The organism is Vreelandella maris, assembly GCF_013371085.1.
In the GTDB taxonomy this organism is placed as follows: domain Bacteria; phylum Pseudomonadota; class Gammaproteobacteria; order Pseudomonadales; family Halomonadaceae; genus Vreelandella; species Vreelandella maris.
Window position 1 is genome coordinate 191,439 of sequence record NZ_JABWCV010000002.1, and the last position, 18,885, is coordinate 210,323.

Annotated in this window: 13 protein-coding genes and 1 pseudogene; 11 read left to right on the forward strand and 3 right to left on the reverse strand. The window is 55.1% G+C overall.

From position 1 onward, the window contains the following. Window positions 1–82 precede the first annotated feature (82 nt). The 6 genes from gloB (at window position 83) to HUO07_RS02330 (ending at window position 7,906) form a co-directional block, all read left to right on the forward strand. Window positions 83–850, forward strand: coding sequence for a hydroxyacylglutathione hydrolase (gloB, locus tag HUO07_RS02305; protein WP_008956917.1), 768 nt, complete (start codon window positions 83–85; stop codon window positions 848–850). 30 nt (window positions 851–880) lie between these two features. Beyond that, window positions 881–2,128 carry a transglycosylase SLT domain-containing protein gene (locus HUO07_RS02310; RefSeq protein ID WP_176302211.1) on the forward strand — a complete coding sequence of 416 codons (1,248 nt, stop codon included), beginning with the start codon at window positions 881–883 and terminating at the stop codon, window positions 2,126–2,128. 43 nt (window positions 2,129–2,171) lie between these two features. Next, entirely contained in the window at window positions 2,172–4,100 is a 1,929-nt protein-coding gene (locus HUO07_RS02315; RefSeq protein WP_176302212.1) for an extracellular solute-binding protein, read from the forward strand. A gap of 77 nt (window positions 4,101–4,177) precedes the next feature. Then, window positions 4,178–5,251, forward strand: coding sequence for a microcin C ABC transporter permease YejB (locus HUO07_RS02320; protein WP_101146990.1), 1,074 nt, complete (start codon window positions 4,178–4,180; stop codon window positions 5,249–5,251). Between the two features lie 2 nt (window positions 5,252–5,253). After that, window positions 5,254–6,330, forward strand: a complete 1,077-nt coding sequence (locus HUO07_RS02325; RefSeq protein ID WP_176302213.1) for an ABC transporter permease — start codon at window positions 5,254–5,256, stop codon at window positions 6,328–6,330. Continuing rightward, window positions 6,323–7,906 (forward strand): ABC transporter ATP-binding protein, encoded by a 1,584-nt coding sequence (locus HUO07_RS02330; RefSeq protein WP_176302214.1) that lies wholly within the window; start codon window positions 6,323–6,325, stop codon window positions 7,904–7,906. Before HUO07_RS02325 ends, HUO07_RS02330 begins: the two co-directional genes overlap by 8 nt. Before the next feature lie 241 nt (window positions 7,907–8,147). Here HUO07_RS02330 and HUO07_RS02335 read toward each other — a convergent pair whose 3' ends face one another. Then, entirely contained in the window at window positions 8,148–8,852 is a 705-nt protein-coding gene (locus tag HUO07_RS02335; protein ID WP_176302281.1) for a pseudouridine synthase, read from the reverse strand. 2 nt (window positions 8,853–8,854) lie between these two features. Then, on the reverse strand, window positions 8,855–9,667 hold the full coding sequence (locus tag HUO07_RS02340; RefSeq protein WP_176302215.1) for an amidohydrolase: 813 nt from the start codon (window positions 9,665–9,667) through the stop codon (window positions 8,855–8,857). A 72-nt stretch (window positions 9,668–9,739) separates the two neighbouring features. Here HUO07_RS02340 and rarD point away from each other — a divergent pair, with 72 nt between their 5' ends. After that, the gene (gene rarD / locus HUO07_RS02345; RefSeq protein ID WP_176302216.1) at window positions 9,740–10,648 is read left to right on the forward strand and encodes an EamA family transporter RarD; all 909 of its coding nucleotides are present in this window, start codon (window positions 9,740–9,742) and stop codon (window positions 10,646–10,648) included. On the opposite strand, the pseudogene HUO07_RS02350 reads toward rarD, so the two are convergent. Then, a pseudogene (locus HUO07_RS02350) lies at window positions 10,619–12,283 on the reverse strand (methyl-accepting chemotaxis protein). The gene rarD and the pseudogene HUO07_RS02350 overlap by 30 nt on opposite strands. Window positions 12,284–12,547: 264 nt before the next feature. Here HUO07_RS02350 and HUO07_RS02355 point away from each other — a divergent pair. The 4 genes from HUO07_RS02355 to HUO07_RS02370 all read left to right on the forward strand — a co-directional run bounded on the left by HUO07_RS02355 (window position 12,548) and on the right by HUO07_RS02370 (window position 18,853). After that, complete coding sequence (locus HUO07_RS02355) at window positions 12,548–14,248, forward strand: SulP family inorganic anion transporter (RefSeq protein ID WP_176302218.1); 1,701 nt, start codon at window positions 12,548–12,550, stop codon at window positions 14,246–14,248. Between the two features lie 222 nt (window positions 14,249–14,470). After that, on the forward strand, window positions 14,471–15,631 hold the full coding sequence (locus tag HUO07_RS02360; protein ID WP_176302219.1) for a TAXI family TRAP transporter solute-binding subunit: 1,161 nt from the start codon (window positions 14,471–14,473) through the stop codon (window positions 15,629–15,631). 50 nt (window positions 15,632–15,681) lie between these two features. Next, window positions 15,682–17,688, forward strand: a complete 2,007-nt coding sequence (locus HUO07_RS02365; RefSeq protein WP_176302220.1) for a TRAP transporter permease — start codon at window positions 15,682–15,684, stop codon at window positions 17,686–17,688. 19 nt (window positions 17,689–17,707) lie between these two features. Then, on the forward strand, window positions 17,708–18,853 hold the full coding sequence (locus HUO07_RS02370) for a TAXI family TRAP transporter solute-binding subunit (RefSeq protein WP_176302221.1): 1,146 nt from the start codon (window positions 17,708–17,710) through the stop codon (window positions 18,851–18,853). Window positions 18,854–18,885 lie beyond the last annotated feature (32 nt).

The following is an 18,885-nucleotide window of genomic DNA, read 5'->3' on the forward strand; positions in this document are numbered from 1 at the left end:
TACTTAAGAAGCGCGATGTTTTGCGTGTTTACGCATTTTGGTCACTGAATTCTGTATTTTCGCAATTTAAAGGATCTCGCCGATGATGAGCGTGACACCGATCCCAGCTCTAAGCGACAACTATATTTGGCTATTAAGACAAGATACCAGCCAAAGCGTTTGCGTGGTGGATCCAGGTGAAGCGGCCCCTGTGATCGAGTTTCTTGAGCGTGAGTCGTTAACCTTAAAATCCATCCTTATTACGCATCACCACCATGATCATACCGGTGGTTTAGCAGAATTAATTAAACGCTACTCCCCTCACGTTATCGGCCCGGCCAACCCCAACATTGAAGGGATTGACGAGACCGTTGGCGACGGCGATGAAGTCCGCATTATGGGCCGTTTATTCGACGTAATAGCGACACCGGGCCATACGCTGGACCATATCAGCTACTTCACAGCGGGCATCCCTGCCCTTCTTTTTTGCGGCGACACTCTTTTTTGCGCCGGTTGTGGCCGTTTATTTGAAGGCACCCCAGAGCAAATGTTTGCCGCGTTGAACAAATTTGCGGAACTACCTGAAGATACACTGGTCTTTGCAGCCCATGAGTATACGCAAGCGAACCTTACGTTTGCTCGTGCTGCGGACCCTGAAAACGAAGACGTTAAACACGCCTTGCAGGAGTGTGAAAAGGCGCGGGCATTGGATCGCCCCACCTTACCCAGCACGATAGGACGCGAGCTGAAAATTAATCCCTACCTGCGCGTGGGCACAGATAGCGTGCGCCAAGCAGCAGGCACCCAGGGTGTTAATGATACTGATCTCGCTACGTTTACCACTCTGCGCGAGTGGAAGAACCGTTTTTAAGAACGCTATCGAAACCAAACGAATGCAACTATGACCTATCGAACGATTCGCCAGCGCTTGATGCTGAGCGCTGGCAGTACCGTAATTATGGGCCTGATGTTAGCCGCTGCGGCAAGCTCACAAGCCTCTGCTCCAGCCTATGAAACCACTGCAAATGCGACGACAGCCTTACCTAACGGTGTTACCACCACGTCGCCAACCGATACAAAGCCCTATCCTACGCCTTTCCAAACCCATTTTTGGGAGGCGCTAGAGCTTGAACCCCAGAATGCCTGGACGACCCTGCGTAAAAGCTTCCAGTGGCAAGAGAAAACATTGCCAGTAGAAGCTCAAGCTCGGGTGGATGAATGGATTGAGCACTATCGTTCAAGCCCTGAAAACATTATCACGATCACCGAACGCGCCACCCCCTGGCTTGCCTGGATTACTCAACAAGTCAGTGAGCGCGGCCTACCTGGTGAAATCGCGTTAATTCCGTTTGTTGAAAGCTCTTTCGACCCAGGTGCACGAAGCCACCGCGGGGCGGCAGGTCTTTGGCAATTTATGCCCCGCACCGGCGACGCATTGGGGTTAGTACGTAATGGTAATTACGATGGTCGTCTGGATGTTCTGACCTCTACCGAGGCCGCGCTGGACTACCTGGAAATGCAGGCCGACCAGTGGTACGAGGGTGACCTCATGCTTTCTCTGGCCGCTTATAACGCAGGCGCTGGCACCGTCAACCGCGCGCAGCGTCAGGTGCAGGGCCAAGGGCTAAGTGGCGACTATTGGGACCTATCCCTGCCCTACGAAACAATGCAGTACGTTCCCAAGTTGAAGGCGATCGCCACGATCATTAACGATCCTGAAAAATACGGTGTGAGCTTACCTGAGATTCACATCGACCCTGCCTTCGCAAAAGTTCAGTTGGCCCACGCAGTGAGTCTGTCTGAAGCCTCGCAAATGCTGGATGTCAGCAAAATGGCACTGGCTGAGCTGAATCCGGGTTTACTGAATGGCAGCATCGATCCACGCAGCGCGCAGACGTTGCTTGTACCCGAAGAAGTGGATAAACAAGTGCTGGCTCAACTGTCACAGGGCAATAGTCAGGCACAGGGCAATAGCCAAGCGCTTGCGCAAAATAACAGCGCAGATACGCATCGCGTTGAAAGGGGCGATAGCCTCTCAGCGATTGCGGCCCGCTATAATATTGATCAACAAGACTTGATACGCTGGAATTCGATTGACCGCCCCAGCGCTTTACAACCGGGGCAGTTGCTGACACTTTCAGGGCGTTGAATCCGGGTTTACTAGTTGGCTTTGTTCACATGGGATGTTACCAATGCCGCGTGGTCTGTTTTTTGCGAAAGCGTTTCTACTTATCAGTGGCTTGCTAATAAATGTATCGATACTGGCGTCAGAAGCAACGACCACTATCGATTCTTCCCAACGCCCTGCCGGTAACAACGTGGTGGGCGATTTAAATACGGATGCCAACAACGTGGTGCCGGTTGAAACAGTTCACGGGTTATCACTTTACGATAGCCCCGAGCTACCGGCAGACTTCCCCTACTTCCCTCATGTGAACCCACAAGCCCCCAAAGGCGGCACTATTACCCATACCGCCGTGGGGGGCAGCTTCGATTCAACGAATCCGTTTATTATTCGCGGCACACCGGCCACTGGCGTTTCGCAAATTTATGACACCTTGATGGCTAGCAACCCCAATGAGCCCTTTAGCCTGTATGGTTTATTGGCTGAAGGCGTGCGCCTGGACCCCGACCGGGAATGGATTGAGTTTGACCTTCGCCCTGAAGCACGCTTTCAGGACGGCGAACCCGTCACCGCCTACGATGTGGTGTTTTCACTTAACCTGCTCCGGGAAGAAGGCAACCCGTTTTATGCCAGCTATTACGCGGGCGTGAACGAGGCAATCGCCCTCAACGAACATCAGGTGCGCTTTACCTTCAGCGACACCGATTCCCGAGAACTGCCGCTAATCATTGCTCAACTGCCGATCCTCCCCCGCCACTACTGGGAGCCCCGCGAGTTCACATCGCCTACCCTGGCGGCTCACCCTGGCTCTGGCCCCTACCTCATCAGTGAAGTTGACCCAGGCAGGCGAATTGTTTATCAGCGCGATGAGGATTACTGGGGTAAAAACTTGCCGGTTAACATTGGCCGCTACAACATTGACCGCATCGTTTACGACTACTATCGCGACCGCGATATTGCCTGGGAAGCCTTCAAAGCGGGCCTGACAGATTTTCGTACGGATGCCCGCGCGGCCACCTGGGCGATTGGCTACGACTTTCCTGCCTATGAAGAGGGTTTGGTGAAGCGGCTGACGGTACCTGACGTCAATCCCTCCATGATGCAGGCCTTCGTCTTCAACCTGCGCAAAGAGAAGTTTCAAGACCCACGGGTACGCGAAGCGTTAAGCCTTACCTTCGATTTTCCTTGGCTCAACACCAATATTTTCTACGATACCTACCGGCGTACCGAAAGCTTTTTCCAGAACTCGGAGATGGAGGCCACCGGACTACCTTCGGAAGAAGAGCTGGCACTACTTGAACCGTTTAGGGAAGAGTTAATTGCTTCCCATGGGTCTGACCGCCTGTTCACCGAACCGCTGCCCATTGACCAACCCCTCAATCTGCGCGAGCGTCTACGCAAGGCACTGGCGCTTTTGCGCGACGCGGGCTATCGCGTTGAAGAAGGAGTACTGGTCAACCAAGCCACCGGCCAGCCACTCAGCCTTGAAGTGCTGCTCTACGATTCGGGTCTTGAGCGTGTGGTTCAACCCATGCTGCGTAACATGGCCCGCCTAGGGGTGCAGACCTCGCTGCGCATCGTTGATATCAATCAATATTTAAACCGGCAGCGCAATTACGACTATGACATAGTGATTAGCCATTTCCCCCAGTCGAACAACCCGGGTAATGAGCAGCGCGACTTCTGGACCAGCGCCGCCGCCGAGGCGCCGCAAAGCCGCAATCGGATGGCGCTCGCCCACCCAGCGGTCGATGCCCTGGTGGAAGCGATCATTAGCGCCGATGGTCGTAAGGAACTGGACACCGCCACACGGGCGTTGGATCGGGTACTGCGCTGGGGATTTTATGTCATTCCTCACTACCACTCAGGCGAAACCCGCATTGCGATCTGGGACAAGTTCGGCTATCCCGAGCCCTTTCCGAAGTATGCGATGGATCTGGATGCATGGTGGGTGGATACCGAGCGTGAAGCAGAACTGCAGCGCCAGCGCCGCTGAGACTGGCTTTATTACAGCGACTTATTCGCAACGGCTTATCCTCAACGGTTTCATCGTCATAAACCTCGGAGTGCTCTGTGGCCCGCTACACCCTACGCCGACTGCTGCTAATGATTCCGACCCTTTTTGGGATCATGCTACTCAATTTTATTATTGTTCAGGCGGCGCCGGGCGGGCCGATTGATCAGATGCTGGCACGTTTTGAGGGTGCAGACGCCATGGCCAGCACCCGCTTGGATATGGGCGGTGCCGATGTGCAGGTAAGTGACGATTCTCGTGGCGCCCGGGGTATCGACCCACGCTTTATCGAACAGCTAGAACAGCAGTTTGGTTTTGATAAACCCGCCCACGAGCGCTTTATTGGCATGATGGCGGATTACCTCACGCTCGATTTCGGCACCAGTTTTTTCCGCGACCGCCCGGTAACAGAGCTGATGATTGAGCGTTTGCCGGTGTCCATTTCGCTAGGGCTATGGACCACGCTGCTGGTCTACCTGATTTCGATTCCGCTGGGTATTAAAAAAGCGCTACGCCACGGCTCCCGATTCGATGTCTGGTCGTCGGGGTTAGTGATTGTCGGCTACGCCATTCCGGGCTTTTTGTTTGCGATACTGCTGATCGTGCTCTTTGCTGGCGGCACCTACTGGGACCTGTTTCCCCTGCGTGGTCTAACCTCGCCCAACTTCGACCAGCTTTCGGCCTGGGGGAAAGTCAAGGACTACTTCTGGCACATCACGCTGCCGGTAATTGCAGCTTCGATTGGCAGCTTTGCTACCCTGACCATGCTGACCAAAAACAGCTTTCTGGATGAAATTCACAAGCAGTACGTGATTACCGCTCGCGCCAAGGGCGCCGATGAGCGGCGGGTGCTCTATGGCCATGTTTTCCGTAATGCCATGCTGATAATCATTGCTGGCCTGCCCGCTGCCATGATCGGGATTTTCTTTACCGGTGCGCTATTGATAGAAGTGATCTTCTCCCTGGATGGGCTCGGCCTGCTCGGCTTTGAGGCGGTGATGCAGAGGGATTACCCGGTTATTTTCGGCACGCTGTTTTTGTATACCGTGATCGGTCTGATCCTTAAGCTGATTTCTGATTTGACCTACGTGTGGGTAGACCCGCGTATCGACTTTTCGACCCGGGAGTCATGATCATGGCCTCTCTTTCTTCTTATTTTTCGCCCATTACCCGCCGACGGCTGGCGGCTTTTAAAGCCAACCGGCGAGCCCGCGTATCGCTTTGGCTATTTACGGCGCTGTTTGTGTTAAGCCTGTTTGCTGAGCTGATCGCCAACGACAAGCCCATCATTATGCAATACGACGAACAGTGGTACGTGCCGCTGCTGGTGGATTACCCCGAAACCGAGTTTGACGGGTTTCTTCCCACGCGTACCGATTATCTGGATCCGTTTATTCAGCAACAGATTAAAGAGCACGGCTGGGCGCTGTGGCCAGCCATCCCGTATTCCTACCAAACCCTGGACATGAACATGACCCGCCCTTCCCCGGCACCGCCGGATAGCCGCCACTGGCTGGGCACCGATGATCAGGGCCGCGATGTATTGGCGCGTGTCATTTATGGCTTTCGCCTCTCGGTTGCTTTTGCACTGGTGCTCACTGCGGGCTCGCTGGTAATCGGCGTTATAGTTGGTGGTGTGCAGGGCTACTTTGGTGGCAAGATTGATTTGATCGGCCAGCGGGTGACTGAAATATGGTCGGGCCTTCCGGTATTGTTCCTGCTTATTATTTTAGCCAGCTTTGTTCAGCCGGGCTTCTGGTGGTTGCTTGGGATCATGCTGCTCTTCTCATGGCTTGGCCTGGTCGATATCGTGCGCGCCGAGTTTCTGCGTGCGCGTAACCTGGAGTACGTGCGTGCCGCCAAGGCGATGGGATTGCCCTCGCGCCTGATCATGTGGCGCCACGTACTGCCCAATGCCATGGTCGCGACGCTAACTTTCATTCCGTTTCTGTTTACCGGTGCCATCGGCACGCTGACCGCGCTGGATTTCCTCGGTTTCGGCCTGCCTCCCGGCGCGCCCTCGCTGGGCGAGCTGGCAGCGCAGGGCAAGAACAACTTACATGCCCCTTGGCTGGGCATCACGGCGTTCATGACCCTGGCAATCATGCTTTCGCTACTGGTGTTCATTGGCGAAGGCTTGCGCGACGCCTTCGACCCACGTCACGTACAACAGCGCCAGGCTGGCCCTGCCCAGGAGACACAAAATGCCTAACCCGCTCCTGCGCATCGAGAATCTCAACATTGCCTTCGATGATACGCCCGTGGTGCATGCGCTATCGCTCACCCTCAATGCGGGTGAAACCCTGGCGATTGTCGGGGAGTCCGGGTCGGGAAAATCAGTCTCTGCGCTCGGGATGATCAACCTCTTGCCCAGCAATGCCACCGTCAAGGGCGAGCGTTGGCTGGGTGATACCGATCTCTCGACATTGACCCAGGACCAGTGGAACGACGTGCGCGGTAATCGTGTCGGTTTCATTTTTCAGGAGCCGATGACGTCGCTTAATCCGCTCCATCGGGTTGGCAAGCAGATTGGCGAAGCATTGCGTCTGCATCAGGGCTTGCGCGGCCAGACGGCTCGCCAACGCTGCAAAGCGCTACTCCAACAAGTGAAACTGCCGCGCCCGGAAGAGCTGCTGGATGCTTGGCCTCATCAGCTTTCGGGCGGACAGCGCCAGCGGGTGATGATTGCCATGGCGATTGCCAACAATCCCTCACTGTTGATTGCCGATGAGCCCACCACCGCCCTGGACGTGACGGTGCAGCAGGAGATACTTGCCCTGCTGCGTGAACTGCGCGACCACCACGCCATGGGCATGCTGTTTATCAGTCATGACTTGAACCTGGTACGCCGTCACGCGGACCGCATCTGCGTCATGCATCAGGGGCGGATACAGGAAATCGGACCGGTTGAGCAGGTCTTTCAACACCCGCAAAGTGATTACACCAAAGCGCTGCTCGCCGCCGAGCCGGAAGGCAGACCCCAGGCCATTAAGCAAGCGCCACCGCTGTTAACGGCTCGTCAGTTGAGCGTAAGCTTCAAGCGCCCCAAGACCGGCTTGTTCAAGCGCCAGCCGCCTGCGTTTGTGGCAGTTCAGCCCACCGATTTTCAGATCACGCCGGGCGAGACCCTGGGCATTGTAGGGGAGTCAGGGTCGGGCAAAACCACGCTGGCGTCGGCCGTCATGCGGCTGGTCACTAGCCAAGGCGATGTTACCCTTGGCAACGACAAACTAAGCTCCCTGTCCGGTGATGATTTGCGACGCCAGCGCCACCGTTTTCAGATGGTGTTTCAGGATCCCTATGGCGCCCTTTCGCCGCGCATGCCGGTCTTCGATATTGTCAGTGAGGGGCTGCGCTTTCATTACCCACACCTGACTGACAAAGAAGTCACCCAGCGGGTTAACCAAACCCTTCACGAAGTGGGTTTGCCCGAGAGTTGTGCTGCGCGCTACCCCCATGAGTTTTCCGGTGGTCAACGCCAGCGCATTGCCGTGGCCCGAGCGATCATCCTGGAGCCAGAACTGTTGGTGCTTGATGAACCCACTTCTGCATTAGACCGCACGGTACAGAAGCAGCTTGTTACCCTGCTGCGCGACCTTCAGGCTCGCAGGCAGTTGAGTTATCTGTTCATTAGTCACGATCTCGCCGTTATTCGCGCCATGGCCCATCGCATTATGGTGCTCAAAGATGGCGAAGTGGTCGAACAAGGCCCCTGCCTGGACGTACTTTCTGCGCCCAAACACGCCTATACCCAAGCGCTGATTGCTGCTGCTCACTTAGCCCCGTAAATTTAAGCCCCTTAAAATTCAGCTCCTTAGTACTTATCACATTAGTACTTATCACCTTAGTAGTTAGCAACGGCTAACCGCTATTGGCGTGAGGTCGCTCCAGCTTGCGACCTCTCTTTCTGGTTGGCACAAAAAACTGGGAATTACTGAAGCTGAATTTACAAGATAACGGTATAAATATTCAATTAAATTAAAGCCGCCCACCCTTTCAGGCAGCGGCTAAATAATACTTAGGGAGTATTCAGAACAGCGCAATTTCTTCGTCAGTCAACTCACGCCACTCGCCGGGCGCAAGGTTGGCATCCAAGGCTAAATCACCGATGGAGCTGCGGTGCAGAGAGTTCACATGATTACCTAGGGCGGCAAACATACGCTTTACCTGGTGGTAGCGCCCTTCGGTAATCGTCAGCTCCGCCTGGGTGGGCGATAGCAGCCGCAGCGTCGCGGGCTGAGTCAGCGTCTCTTCGCCATCAAGCATCAGGCCATCCGCCACCTGGCCAATCGCCCACTCTGCCGCCGCACCATCCATGGGCTCAGCAAGCTCTGCGATATAGACCTTGGCGCAGCGGTGGCGCGGCGAGGTCACACGGTGCGACCACTGACCGTCATCGGTTAACAACAGCAGGCCCGTCGTGTCCACATCCAAGCGCCCCACCGGCTGTAAGCGTTCGGCTTTGGGCAGATCAATCAGGTCGATTGCGCGCTGGTAAAGGCCGCGGCGGGCATTACATTCAACGTCCACCGGCTTGTGCAGCATAATATAGCGTACGCCTACCAGCGCCAGCCGCTCGCCATTAAGAACAACCACATCGTTATCGGTATCGATTTGAGTAGCCGATTGCTTGATCGGCTCACCATTGAGGGTGACTTCGCCGTTCTTAAGTGCTCGCTTGGCGAGGCTACGGGTTAACGGTGAGGTTTCACTTAAAAAGCGATCAAGGCGCATCATTAACCCACTCCTGGCAGCAGCTTAAAATGGTCGGCATCTTGCCAAGCAGGAAATTTTTCACGAAAAGCATCAAGGGTAGTTTTATCCAGCGTGCCCGTCTCTATAAACGGGGTATGGGCAGGTTTATCAATTAACGGTTCGCCTTTGAAGTCGACCAGTAAGGAGTCGCCGCTATAGGCAAGCCCTTTGGCATCCTCTCCAACGCGATTAACGCCAATCACATAGCTTAGGTTCTCTATCGCGCGGGCCTGTAGCAACGTACGCCAGGGGTGACGTCGCGGTGCTGGCCAATTGGCGATACACAGCAGCGCATCATACTCGAAATGCTCACCTTCTGCTGGCTGCTGGCGCATCCACACCGGAAAACGCAGGTCATAGCAAACGCTTAACAGCAGCTTAAAGCCGTTGAGCTCCACCACTTTGCGTTCACTGCCCATGCCGTAACGCTCGTGCTCGCCAGCCATACGGAATAAGTGGCGCTTATCGTAGTAGGTTAAGTCGCCCTCCGGCGTTGCCCATATCAAGCGATTATAAAATTCGCCATTCTCTTCGATCGCCACGCTGCCAGTCATCACGCAGTTTCGGGCCTGCGCCTGAGTCTGCAACCAAGTCACACTTTGGCTTTCGGCCATTGGCTGAGCCATTTCACGCGAGTTCATGGTAAAGCCGGTGGCAAACATTTCAGGCAAAACAATAAGGTCGGTATCACGGCTATCCAGCTCACCGAGTAACTCCTCAAGATGAGCGTGGTTGGCTTGTGGGTCTTCCCAGCGCAGATCGCACTGCACCAAGCTGGATCTAAGTTTAGTCATTAAACACCTCCGTTCCGCCAGTGTTATTGCAATGTTTATGCTAGATTAGCATCTTTAAATAATGAGGCTGCTATGCTTCCTACTCCAACACGCGATCCCGACGCAGTCAAAGGCGTTATGTTTGGGCTAACGGCCTATACAATGTGGGGCTGCTTTCCGCTCTTTTTTGCCCTGTTTGACGGCGTTCCTGCCTTTGAAATATTGATTCACCGCATTATCTGGGCCTGCCTGTTTTTAGTGGGCCTGATTACCCTGTTACGCCGCTGGACTCCCGTTGTTGCAGCCTTGGGCGAACCAAAAAAGCTTGGACGTGTACTGGCCTGTGCGTTATTGATCGCGTTCAACTGGGGTATCTATATCTATGCGGTGGAATCCAAGCAGGTCTTGCAGGCAAGTTTGGGCTATTTCCTGACGCCGTTGGTGAACGTCGCGCTTGGCATGCTGGTGTTGCGAGAAGTGATGGCAAAGCTGCAACTGGTGGCGCTGGGGCTAGCAAGTATTGCGATTGCCACCCAGTTTGTAATGCTTGGTGAACTGCCCTGGATCAGCTTGCTGCTGGCGTTAAGCTTCGGTAGTTACGGCCTGTTTCGTAAGCAGGTGCCGCTAGACGGCCTATCAGGACTGTTTGTGGAAACCCTTTTGCTATTCCCCCTCGCCCTGATCGCCTTGACCTGGTTAAGCTGGAACGACACCTCACATTTTTTACAGAACACTTCAACGACCAGTTTACTGGTCGCCAGTGGGGCTTTAACCGCGCTGCCGCTAATGGCCTTTGCTGGCGCGGCCCGCCGGTTGCGTTTGGCGACCCTGGGCTTTTTGATGTACATCAACCCGAGTATTCAATTCCTGATCGCTTTAACCGTTTTCGGTGAGCCCCTTGGGCTTATCCAGTTGGCGACCTTTGTGCTTATCTGGATCGGGCTTGCGCTCTACTCCTGGTCAGCATGGCAGTCACGCCCGCGCTACGCGGCGGCTAGTTAGAGCAAGTGGTGGTGAGTTGGCGTCTGCGGCGCCTTTCAGCATAGGCGCCGATGCCGTGATCCGTTCCGGCTGATAACCCACCCGGAAGCCACCCTAATGCTTGCCCTGCACATACACTGGCACTGAAAGGTCGTGCATGATTTCTCCGGTATCCCGCTTGTAGGTCTGCAGCAACAGCGGCTTTTCATGGGCGCCACAGCGGCTACCAGTCGGGTCATCGAAGATCCGCTTACTACGGCAGTATTTGAGATCGTGAGCGTAGTCACCCGTAGGCTCGCGGCTTACAGCTGCATTGTGGGTAGGCACATAGCCTTTACGGTCGCAGGCAATGGCGTAACTCAGACCCAGCTGTTTCAGCAGCGGCTCTTGTAAAGTGGGCAGGTGATTGTCGGTAAAGGTATCGAAACCGGTTTTATAAAGCGGCGGCTGGGTACCGGGAATTTGCTCGTACTGGGGCTGAAACAGTTTAGTTTCTGACAGTTCACCGCTGGCAATCGCTTTTTCGAGCATCTTGCCCAACTTATCGGCAGTTGATCGCGCGGCATGAAACACCTGCTGATGCCGCCCTTCTAGATGCTGTTGAGCCAGTTCCCCATCAACCCCTTCAGCGGCTTCCATCAACGCCCGGGCCTGCTCAGCCAAATCGTGCATATTACGGTTGCCTTCATCAACGTCATCTTCCAGTTGGCTCAGGCTGTCCGCCACGGTTTGGCTGTGTTGACGAGTATTTCCCATGGCATCGGCGACGCGAGTGATTTCACTCTGTACCTGATCAAATTCTTTCGTCATCGTCCCCAAGCTATTGCCAACTACTTGTAATCCTTTCGAACGCTCGCTGATACGGGTCATTAAATGGCCCATAGTGGCGACCACTGACTGGCCGCTCTCGTGCATGTCTTTCACCAGCTCATCGACACTTTGCGTCGCGGTGGAGGTTTTTAACGCCAGGTTGCGTACTTCGCCAGCGACTACCGCGAAGCCGCGTCCATGCTCCCCCGCCCGTGCCGCTTCGATGGATGCATTAAGCGAAAGTAGGTGGGTTTGCTCGGCGATATCCTCGATCATTGAGGTAACGTTACGCACACGTTCAATTTTTTCGTTCAGAGCGGTCAGCATGTCCAGTGCCTGATTAGAGCGCTCGGCGACATCACTCATATCCTGGATGATATCGTCCAGCTCGGCATGGTTGTGGTGGCTGGCTTCACGGGCGCTCTCTGCCAGTGCCGCCACTTGGCTGGCGCTTGCACTGACCTGCATAATAGCCGCATTAATGGCTGTCATGCTGGTGGAAGCCTCTCGGGCCATGGTCTCTTGTTGGGTCAGGCGCTGGTCCATCAGGTCGGCATAGTGGGAGACTTCTGCCGAAGCAATCGCGGTACTGCTGGCGCGATTCATCAACCGGTAGGCCATGGCGCGCAGCGAACGGTAATCACGAAGAGATTTAAAGCCACGCTGGTGCTGCTCAAGGCGCCGTTGATCGGCGCGATATACACGCTCAAAAGTCGTTAGCAACATCGCGCCGCCCCCCAATGCGGCACATAACAGAGCGACATAAATCCACACGCCGCCTTGAGCGGCAAGACCAACCGACAACGCCACCATCAGCACTGGAACCAGCAATAGCAGTACACTCATGAGCAGTACTCTTTTATTGATGTTGTTGAGTATCAAACAGCCTTATTAAGGAGGCTTAACTCTCCTTTGTGCATAATCTTAACGGGTTATGCTAATGAAAGAAGTAGCACTTTGGGGGAAGACGGAAAGTACATAAGCGCTTGGTCATCATTGAATGAGCGCAGTGCAAATGAATATAAGCACTGCAAATGAATATAAGCACTGCAATGAATTGGAATATCCCTTACTCTCTTTATCCTGACACTCTTACACCCTATGGAATTCATGCTAAAGCGCTATTTTCCCATTCTGACGTGGCTCCCCCATTATCATAAACGTCTGCTGGGGGCCGACCTCTTAGCGGGGCTGATTGTCACCGTGATGGTTATTCCTCAGTCACTCGCCTATGCACTACTAGCTGGGCTGCCAGCAGTGGTTGGCTTGTACGCCAGCATCCTGCCGCAACTGGTTTATACCCTATTTGGTACCAGCAAAACCCTAGCGGTTGGGCCGGTCGCCATTATCGCGTTGATGACGGGTGCGGCCCTGTCGTCTGTCGCAGCAACCGGCACAGAAGCGTATTTACAGGCAGCGCTGATACTGTCACTGCTTTCTGGCGGCATGCTGGTAGTGATGGGCCTGCTAAAAATGGGCTTTTTCAGTAATTTCCTTAGCCATCCAGTGATTTCGGGCTTTTTAACCGCATCGGGTATTTTGATCGCAGCCAGCCAACTCGGCAGTTTGCTGGGCATCGAAAGTAGTGGTTTTACCCTGGTGGAACGCCTGGTTACCTTGGTACCCAACCTGGCATCCTTCAACTTACCCACCCTGATAATCGGCGGCGGTACCCTGGTATTTCTGATTGTATTGCGCCGCCACGGCAAAGCCACTCTACATAAAGCAGGCTTGCCTCTCCCTCTAGCGGACTTGATTGCAAAAGCCGGCCCCGTCTTTGCAGTGGTTATTACCACTCTGGTGACCTGGCACTGGCAGCTGGCGGATAAGGGCGTCAATGTGGTTGGCCAGATACCTGGCGGCCTGCCAGCGCTGAGTTTTCCCTGGGGAGACTATTCACTGTGGCGAGCACTGGTGATTCCTGCACTACTGATCAGCCTGGTAGGGTTTGTAGAGTCGGTCTCCATGGGGCAGATGTTGGCAGCCAAGCGGCGCCAGCGTATCTCGCCTAATCAGGAGTTAGTAGGCCTGGGCGCTAGCAATCTGGCCGCCGGTTTTTCTAGCGGCATGCCGGTCACCGGGGGGCTATCGCGTACCGTTATTAACTTCGATGCGGGCGCCCAGACACCTGCCGCAGGCACGTTTGCGGCCCTGGGTATCGCGCTGGTAACACTATCCTTTACCGGTTGGCTCTTCTACCTCCCGATTGCGACCCTGGCCGCCACCATCACGGTGTCTATTCTGACGTTGGTGGATATCCCTATGCTGCGGCAAACCTGGCGCTACTCGCGTAGCGACTTTGCCGCGATGGCAGTGACCATTCTGCTCACGCTGATCGAAGGTGTTGAAGCCGGTATCCTCAGCGGTGTTACGCTATCCATTGCGTTGTTCTTGTACCGTACCAGCCGTCCTCATAGCGCGCTGGTAGGTCGTGTTCCTGGCACTGAACACTTTCGCAACACCACCCGCCACGATGTGGAGACGGTCAATAATGTGGCCCTGCTGCGCATTGATGAGAGCCTCTATTTTGCCAATGCCCGCTATTTGGAAGACACCGTCTATAACCTGGTGGCGAGCCACCCAGAACTAGAGCACGTGGTGTTGATTTGCTCAGCAGTCAACCTGATCGATGCATCAGCGCTGGAAAGCCTGGATGCCATCAATGCCCGTTTAAAAGACTCCGATGTGAAACTGCACTTGTCAGAAGTAAAAGGGCCGGTGATGGATCAGCTCAAGAAAAGTGACTTTTTGGATGCGCTAACCGGGCGTGTTTTTCTCAGCACCTACGCCGCCTGGCGCGAATTTTCCTAGCCAATTAGATCAGCAAATCATTGAAAAACCAGGCCAATGCCTGGTTTTTTTGTGTCTGTCGCTTGCTAAAGAGAGCAGGCTCGAACAACAACATTGACAGCTACCTAGCGGCTTCTCTACTATCAATCGACCACTTAGCAAAACAAGATACCGCATAGCAAAACACAAAGTAACGAAACGTAACTATCAGCATCATCACAACCACAACAAAGGAGCATCAAAATGCGCCCACTTGCTCACCGACTCGTTATTGCCGCTCTCCCGCTAACGCTGCTTGGCGCTGCGGTCAGTCACGCCAGTGAGATTGAATTACCCGGCACGATGGCCTGGACAGCTTACGGCACCAACTCGAGCGGCTACGCTCAGGCCGTGGCTATCGGCAATATGCTGCAAAACAAATACGATTCATCGGTACGCATCCTGCCTGGCGACAACGATGTCTCGCGCATGACTCCACTGAAACAAGGCCGTGTGGATCTTTGCGCCTGCGGTATTGCTAGCTACTACGGCGCGGAAGGCGTAATGATGTTCGCTGACCGCGACTGGGGCCCACAGCCACTGCGGGTCATTACTACCTCTACTGCCTCATTTGGGCTTTCACTGGCCGTAGCGGGAGATCTAGGCGTTGAAACCCCAGCGGACTTGGCAGGCAAGCGCATTGCCTATATCCGCGGTGACGACGCCTTGAACAAAGGTACCGAAGCCTATCTCGCCTTTGGTGGGTTAACGTGGGATGACGTCGAGCGGGTTGATTACCCCGGCTATGGTCGTTCATTCGACGGCATTATCGCTGGCGATGTAGATGCCTCTTTTACCACTACCGTAACCCCGCCCGCCCAGCAGTTAGCGAGCAGCCCACGGGGTATCAGTTGGCCGGTCTTGGACCCCAACGATGAAGCAGGCTGGGAGCGGATGGCGGCAGTTGCTCCCTACTTCCGCCCCCACGAAGTGACCGCCGGTGCAGGTGACATTAGCGCTGAAAACCCGGTTCCCAGTGCCAGCTACCCCTACCCGATTGTGGTCGCCAATCAAGACCTAGCGGATAACGTCGCTTACGGCTTGATCAAAGCGATGCAAGAAAATTTCGATGACTATAAAGATAATGCGCCAGGTGCATCGGGTTACGCATTGGAACAACAGGATCTTCAGTGGGTAGTTCCGTTCCACGATGCGGTGGTGGAGTACTACAAAGAGATCGATGTATGGACCGAGGCAATGCAGTCGCACCAGGACAAACTCGTCGAGCGCCAGAACGTGCTGATGAGTGCCTGGGAGAGCTTTATGCAGGACGCACCCAGCGATGATGAAGCTTTCACTACTGAATGGATGGAAGCCCGTGCCACTGCACTGAGCGATGCTGGCTTCGAACCGATCTTCGAGTAATACGCCACGGGGCGGCGCCCGCCGCCCCTGCTGATTGACGGATGTCCCCCATGACCACAGATACCTCGCCTGCCAATAATAAGCAGGTTAAAGAAAAGATTAGCCAAATTCGTGAGTTACCTTCCGCGTTACGCTGGGTGCCAGCCACCGTCACTGTCATATTGATGTTGATGACACTGGATTACCTATTTAATTTAGGGTTACTCACTTTTGTCACGGGGCTAGAGACGCAGTTCTATTACGCCGTGGTCGCGTTATTGCTGCCGCTAGTGTTCTTGCTCTGGCCCATGCGCGACAGCCAGCAAGAGCAGCCTATTCCCTGGTATGACTATCTGCTCAGCGCGGCCACCCTGCTCGTTGGCGGTTACTTTGTCTATAACGCCGTGCCCATCCTGGAGCGTGGCTGGGCATTTTCTGCCCCGGAATTGGCTATTTATGCCAGCTACGCCTATTGGGTGCTGATTATCGAAGCCGCACGCCGGGCAGGTGGTTTACCAATTGCGATCATTGCCGGCTTATTTTCTCTTTACCCGCTGGTGGCAGATATCGTTCCCGGTCCTATCCAGGCGTTCCCTTCCACCCTGGAACAGACCGCTATGTACCATACGATGAGCACCGAGAGCATCATGGGCGTGCCCCTGCAGGCTTTTGCAGGCTTGGTCATTGGCTTTCTGGTATTTGGCGTGGTGCTGCAGAAAAGTGGTGGCGGCAAGTTTTTCATTAATCTCGCCTTTGCACTGCTAGGTCATGTACGCGGCGGCCCCGCCAAGGTAGCAATTTTCTCCAGTGGGCTGATGGGGTCGATGAGCGGCAGCGTCATTAGTAACGTATTGACTACCGGTGTTTTATCTATCCCCGCCATGCGTCGTATCGGCATGAGCCGTTCCTTTGCGGGCGGTGTGGAAGCCTGTGCTTCTACCGGGGGTGTATTGATGCCCCCCGTGATGGGTGCCACCGCCTTCGTCATGGCAATGTTTCTAGACATTCCCTACTCTGCGGTTGCGCTAGCAGCGGTGATTCCCTCCATTCTCTATTTCCTAGGCCTGTTCATTCAAATCGACGCCTATGCAGCGCGCAATGACATCAAAGGCCTGCCCGCTATTGAGCTGCCGTCGATCAAGCAAACACTTAAAGAAGGCTGGTACTTCATCTTTGTCTTCGGCCTGCTGGTGTGGATGCTGCTGGTCATGCAGCGCGAAGCAGTGGCCCCCTTCTATGCCACCGCTCTGCTGCTGGTGCTCAACCAGCTCTCCAAACACAACCGTTGGGGCTGGAAAGACGTCACCGAGACGCTGTCATCTGCGGCCAAGCTGTTTGCTGAACTCATCGCCATTCTGGCGGGTGTGGGCATGTTGGTAGGCGCGCTCTCAATGACTGGCCTGTCGGGCACTATTGCCAACGACTTTATCAATATCGCCGGTGGTAGCGTGCCGCTGCTGTTGATTATGGGCGCGGTAACGAGCTTTGTATTAGGGATTGGCATGACCGTAACGGCCGCTTATATCTTCCTGGCGGTGGCGCTCGCCCCTGCGTTGATTCAAGGCGGCGGCCTGGACCCTATGGCGGTGCACATGTTCATTCTCTACTGGGGCATGCTGAGCTTCATTACGCCGCCCGTGGCGCTGGGTGCCTTTGCTGCCGCCACTGTGGCCGGTGCCCGTCCCATGGAAACTGGCCTCCAGGCCATGCGTTTGGGCAGCGTGATTTACTTTATTCCGTTCCTGTTCGTTCTTAACCCGGCGCTCATTATGCAGGGCGCGCCGCTGATGATTATCGCCGTGTTTATTCAGGCGATCCTTGGCATCATCCTGTTTGCCTCCGCGATGCAAGGCTACTTAATGGGCGTGGGGCGGCTAGGCTATGGCGCACTGCAGGAAATCGTTATTCGCACCCTGGTCTTGATCGCCGGTCTACTGCTAGCACTGCCTGGCGGCGGCATGGTCCCATTGAGCCAGTGGGAGTTGATTGGCCTCGCTGCAGTAGCACTGGTACCGGGCGTTTTATTGGCGCGTTTAAGCCAGCGTCACCATCGGCGTTTGCTAACGACCAACGCTTAATTCAAACACCGAGGAAACTATGCGCACAAAAACAACACTCCCCCTCGTCATAAGCAGCTTAGCGGCTGGCCTTCTCATCACTAGCCATGCCAGCGCTATGCCGCCCACCCTGAATTGGACCGCTTACGGCACTGGCACTAGCGGTAATGCGCAAATCATGGCGATCAGTCAATTGCTACAAGCCGAGCATGGCACGCAGTCCAGGGTCATTCCGGGTGAAAACGACACCATGCGCATGACGCCCCTTAAGACAGGCCGCGTGGACCTATGCGCCTGCGGCATCGCCAGCTACTACGGTTCAGAAGGTGTGATGATGTTCGCCCGACCTGATTGGGGGCCGCAACCCATTCGCGTTATTTCAACCTCCTTGGCCAGCTTTGGCTTGGGCATGGCCGTGGCGGGGGATGTCGAACTTGACGACATCGCCGACTTGGAAGGCAAACGACTGGCCTACCTGCGTGGCGACGATGCGCTGAATAAAGCCGCCGAGGCCTACCTGGCATTTGCAGGCTTGACCTGGGATGACGTCGAGCGCGTCGACTTCCCCGGCTACAACGCCGCCTTCGACGGCATTATCAGCGGCCGTGCCGACGCAGCGATTACCACCACGGTCACACCTGCCGCCCAACGATTGGCCGCCAGCCCCCGCGGCTTACAGTGGCCGGAGCTGCCTAGTGATGACGAAGCCGGCTGGGCACGCATGCTTGAGACGGCCCCTTACTTCCAGCCGCATGATGTCACGTCCGGGGCGGGGATTGATGCAGAACAGCCGCTAGCCAGCGCTAGCTACCCTTACCCCATCATGGTCAGCAACGCTGACTTGGCACCCGAAACCGTGCGCGGGTTAATCACCACACTGATCGAGTCCTTCGATGCTTATAAGGACAACGCACCAGGTGCCAAGGGGTATGCTTTGGAAAATCAGGACATGACATGGGTCGTCCCTTTCCATGATGAGGTGGTCGACTATTACCGCGACAAAGGAATTTGGACTGAGGCAATGGACGCGCATCAAAGCGCCCTGGTGGATCGCCAGGCATTGCTCAAGGCTACTTGGGACGCCTATCAAGCGGATGCACCCGATGATGAAGTAGCATTTATCGACGGCTGGATGGAAACTCGGCGCGCCGCCTTACAAGAAGCTGGGTTAAACCCCGTTTTCTGATGTTGCTTCAATCACGACGGAAATCATTACCT

Bases quoted from the DNA above. Each gene is read 5' to 3' on its own strand.
- rarD (WP_176302216.1), top strand. From the start codon at position 9,740: ATGCTTCCTACTCCAACACGCGATCCCGACGCAGTCAAAGGCGTTATG.
- HUO07_RS02360 (WP_176302219.1), top strand. From the start codon at position 14,471: ATGCGCCCACTTGCTCACCGACTCGTTATTGCCGCTCTCCCGCTAACG.
- HUO07_RS02315 (WP_176302212.1), top strand. From the start codon at position 2,172: ATGCCGCGTGGTCTGTTTTTTGCGAAAGCGTTTCTACTTATCAGTGGC.
- HUO07_RS02365 (WP_176302220.1), top strand. From the start codon at position 15,682: ATGACCACAGATACCTCGCCTGCCAATAATAAGCAGGTTAAAGAAAAG.
- HUO07_RS02310 (WP_176302211.1), top strand. From the start codon at position 881: ATGACCTATCGAACGATTCGCCAGCGCTTGATGCTGAGCGCTGGCAGT.
- HUO07_RS02340 (WP_176302215.1), bottom strand. From the start codon at position 9,667: ATGACTAAACTTAGATCCAGCTTGGTGCAGTGCGATCTGCGCTGGGAA.
- HUO07_RS02330 (WP_176302214.1), top strand. From the start codon at position 6,323: ATGCCTAACCCGCTCCTGCGCATCGAGAATCTCAACATTGCCTTCGAT.
- gloB (WP_008956917.1), top strand. From the start codon at position 83: ATGATGAGCGTGACACCGATCCCAGCTCTAAGCGACAACTATATTTGG.
- HUO07_RS02335 (WP_176302281.1), bottom strand. From the start codon at position 8,852: ATGCGCCTTGATCGCTTTTTAAGTGAAACCTCACCGTTAACCCGTAGC.
- HUO07_RS02370 (WP_176302221.1), top strand. From the start codon at position 17,708: ATGCGCACAAAAACAACACTCCCCCTCGTCATAAGCAGCTTAGCGGCT.
- HUO07_RS02355 (WP_176302218.1), top strand. From the start codon at position 12,548: ATGCTAAAGCGCTATTTTCCCATTCTGACGTGGCTCCCCCATTATCAT.
- HUO07_RS02325 (WP_176302213.1), top strand. From the start codon at position 5,254: ATGGCCTCTCTTTCTTCTTATTTTTCGCCCATTACCCGCCGACGGCTG.